Genomic DNA, 3,400 nt, shown 5'->3' on the forward strand with positions numbered 1-3,400 from the left:
TAGGCAGCTTGAAGTTTGTCGCCCGCAAGGCCGCGAACACGCGGTCCTTGGCCTCGCGCACAGCGGTTTCCGCCAGGCCCACCATAGTGAAGCCCGGAAGCCCCTGGCGCACATAATCCACTTCCAGTTCTACGGGATAGGCGTCAACGCCTTCCACGCCGCCGCTGTTCAGCCGGACCACCACAGGGCCTCCTTGCCGCGCTTGAGCCGCAGGGCGGCTATTCCACTTTTTTGCCCATACGGTTCCAGCGCATGTCGTCAAGCCCGCCCCAGGACCAGTAGATGCGCCAGGCCTTGGCGCGTATGGCGCTGCGATCCACAAAGCCCCAGAAGCGCGAGTCCAGCGAGTTGTCGCGGTTGTCGCCCATGACGAAATACTTGCCTTCAGGAACCGTCACCGGGCCGAAATTGTCGCGCACAGGCTCCACACGGTCAGGCTGTGTAAAGCGCGTATAGCTTTCCTTGACGGCCTCGCCATTGCGGTACAACTGCTTGCCGCGCACCTCTATGACATCGCCGGGAACACCCACAATACGCTTGATATAGTCCACGCTGGGATCGTTGGGATATTCAAAGATGATGACTTCACCGCGCTGCGGGTCATCACCCCTGTAAATATAGTGATTGGTAAAGGGAATCTTGATGCCGTAGGCAAACTTGCTGGCAAGCAGATGGTCACCCACCAGCAGGGTTTGCAACATGGATTCAGAAGGTATTTTAAAAGCCTGCACGACAAACGTGCGAATAACCAGGGCAAGCAGCAGGGCCACAAGCAGGGCCTCGCCATATTCGCGCCACAGAGGCTTCTTGGGGCGCGACGATCTCAAAAGCGTGGTCATGAGGTGCTGTTCCTTGTTGAGGGCATTTTACCTTGAAACGCCTGCCCGCGGGCAGAGGTTGCTGTTTCAGCCACGCACCGCTCTGCCGGGCCACCGCACGGCGTTGCGCCAATTCGGCGTGCCAAAAGCACGCCCCTTGAAAGTACGCAAGGCGTCCCGGCATGAAGCAGCCCTTAAGGCCGCCCCCAAACTGCCGTGTCCCGGTGATGCGCGGTTGCAAAGTATGCACTGATGCGCGCCCAAAGGCAAGGTACACATGCCGGAGCCCCAACTGGTCTGCCCGAAAATCTGTTCACACGGCATGCTACGCCGACAGGCCACAGCATACCGCGCCCCTGCAAAGAGCAAAGGCCCCCTTCTGTCCACCATGCCGCAAAAGCATGAAACACACAGGAGGAGGCCTTGTTACCGCAACGGCGCAATGCCGCTTCCGGCAGTTATCCCTGTACGGCAGCGTTTGAGCAGTCCGCGTTGAAACCGCTCGGGCATGCCCACAAAATCCTACGGCAGGCGCAGGGCAAAGTTGATGATAAAGCACAGGGCGATGCACAGCATGACCAGGTTCAGATCCTTAAAGCGTCCGGCCAGGGCCTTGATGCCCACCCAGCTCACAAAGCCGAAGCCGAAGCCTGTGGCGATGTTAAAGGTCAGCGGCATGCTGATGATGGTCAAAAACGCGGGCAATGCCACGGTAAAGTCCTTGAAGCAGATGCGCCCCACTTCCTGCATCATCATGGCGCCCACGATAATAAGCACCGGAGCGGTGGCGTAGGCGGGGACCATACCCACCAGGGGCGAGAAAAAGAGCGCCAGAAAGAACAGCGCGGCAATGGTCACGGCGGTAAGTCCCGTGCGGCCGCCTTCCGCAACCCCGGCGGCGCTTTCAAGGTAGCTTGTGGCCGTGGTGGCGCCCATGACGGCGCTCGCCATTGTAGCCATCGAATCGGTAATAAGGGCCTTGTCGAGATTTTCGATATGCCCGTCTTCGCGAATGAATCCGGCCTTTTGCGAAAGACCGATGAGCACGCCCATATTGTCGAAAAGATCCACCATCGTCAGGGTGAAAATGATGGAAATAAGCCCGTGATGCAGCGCCCCCTTGATGTCCATCCGCATGAAGGTTTCCGTGGGCATGGGCAGGCTGGCGGAGAAAATGGGGCCTTGCGGCAGGGGCGACACGCCAAGGGCTATGCCCGCCACCGTAATGACCAGAATGCCGATGATCATGGCTCCGCGCACGCGCAGGGCCAGCAGGCCGCCAATAAGAAAGATGCCCACAATGGAAAGCAGGGTTCCGGGATTGCCCAGATTGCCCAGCGTCACAAAGGTGGCAGGGTCAGCCGCCACAATGCCGCAGCTTTTCATGCCGATAAAGGCGATAAAAGCCCCGATGCCCACCACAATGGCATACTTGAGGTCCATAGGCACGGCGTTGATGATGAGCTGACGAATGCGGGTGACCGTAAGCAGCAGAAAAACCACGCCGGAAATGAACACCGCACCGAGCCCGGTCTGCCAGGAATACCCGGCCGGGCCGCACACATAATAAGCGAAAAATGCCGTAATACCCAGGCCCGGAGCCACGCCCACGGGAAATTTGGCCCACAGGCCCATAACCAGGGTGGCGATAATGGTCACCCATATGGTGGAGGCCACGGCGGAATCCTTGGGCATGCCCGCGTCAGCCAGCATGGCGGGAACCACGAAAATAAGGTAGCACATAGCCATGAAGCTGGTGAGACCCGCCAGCATTTCTCTTTTGACCGTGCTGCCCCTCGCAGCGGGATTAAACAATTTTTCCAGCACACTCATGGCGTTTCCTCCTTACTGTGCGACGCCGATCGGGCATGGGAAGCCCAGACCATCCCTGCCCGCAAAACAAAAACCATAATAGAGCATCATACCTTTGAGAACATGGCTTCTCAATGTGTGCGGCGCGCACTGTGGCGCTTGAAGCACAAAAAACCTGCCGTCTTCGCGACAGTCGCCGGTGAGCCTGGGATCCTTACGAATGGAACAAGTGGTCGCGTGGGACACGCCGTGTGGCTACGCACGCTGCCTTCAAGCGCAGTGTTCTGCATTACAACGGCTGAAGCACCCGCAAGCCCTACGTCCAACGGCTGAAACGCACTTGCGCCTTCGCGGCGGGCGTTTGTACGCGCAGCCGCAGAACAATTTCAAGGTGAACATGCCTTATCCGACATAACCGATGCTGCACGACCGACTGCAATGCCCACCGCCAGATCCACGCCGCATGGCGGGCAGCAGCCCGAAAAAGCCGGTATGCCGTCTCGTCCGGGCGATGGATATGACACGGAAGCGGGCTGCGGACAATGCCGCCCTGATGAAGGCGGCAGCATGCCATATCGCGCATATCATGTCCATATGAGGCAAGGCCCGTGCGCCCGCAAAAAGCAGTTCCCCAACAGCACAGGCTGCCGGGGAACTGCTGAAGCAAAAAACACTGAAAATGCCACCGCCGCCCAGGCGGCAGGCATGCTACCGGCCTACGCCAACGCCCATCTGCGCCTGCCCTTTGGGCTGCACACGCACGCCCTGCC

4 protein-coding genes are annotated in these 3,400 nt (G+C 59.1%); 1 reads left to right on the forward strand and 3 read right to left on the reverse strand.

What is annotated here, in order from left to right; genetic code table 11:
• From V6C07_RS05345 to V6C07_RS05355, 3 genes are all read right to left on the reverse strand, one after another.
• Nucleotides 1-184, reverse strand: a 184-nt coding sequence (locus tag V6C07_RS05345; protein ID WP_333535331.1) for a magnesium chelatase domain-containing protein, incomplete at its 3' end; no start/stop codon positions are given.
• 34 nt (nt 185-218) lie between these two features.
• Nucleotides 219-839 (reverse strand): signal peptidase I, encoded by a 621-nt coding sequence (gene lepB, locus V6C07_RS05350; protein WP_333535332.1) that lies wholly within the window; start codon nt 837-839, stop codon nt 219-221.
• Nucleotides 840-1,340: 501 nt separating this feature from the next.
• The gene (locus tag V6C07_RS05355) at nt 1,341-2,651 is read right to left on the reverse strand and encodes an NCS2 family permease (RefSeq protein ID WP_333535333.1); all 1,311 of its coding nucleotides are present in this window, start codon (nt 2,649-2,651) and stop codon (nt 1,341-1,343) included.
• A gap of 546 nt (nt 2,652-3,197) precedes the next feature.
• Here V6C07_RS05355 and V6C07_RS05360 point away from each other — a divergent pair.
• Nucleotides 3,198-3,400: hypothetical protein (locus V6C07_RS05360; RefSeq protein WP_333535334.1), on the forward strand; the 203-nt coding region annotated here is incomplete at its 3' end.

The organism is Desulfovibrio sp. 1214_IL3152, from assembly GCF_036763055.1.
In the GTDB taxonomy this organism is placed as follows: domain Bacteria; phylum Desulfobacterota; class Desulfovibrionia; order Desulfovibrionales; family Desulfovibrionaceae; genus Desulfovibrio.

Excerpts from the sequence above, each read along its gene's own strand:
- V6C07_RS05355 (WP_333535333.1), bottom strand. The coding sequence starts at position 2,651 with ATGAGTGTGCTGGAAAAATTGTTTAATCCCGCTGCGAGGGGCAGCACG.
- lepB (WP_333535332.1), bottom strand. The coding sequence starts at position 839 with ATGACCACGCTTTTGAGATCGTCGCGCCCCAAGAAGCCTCTGTGGCGC.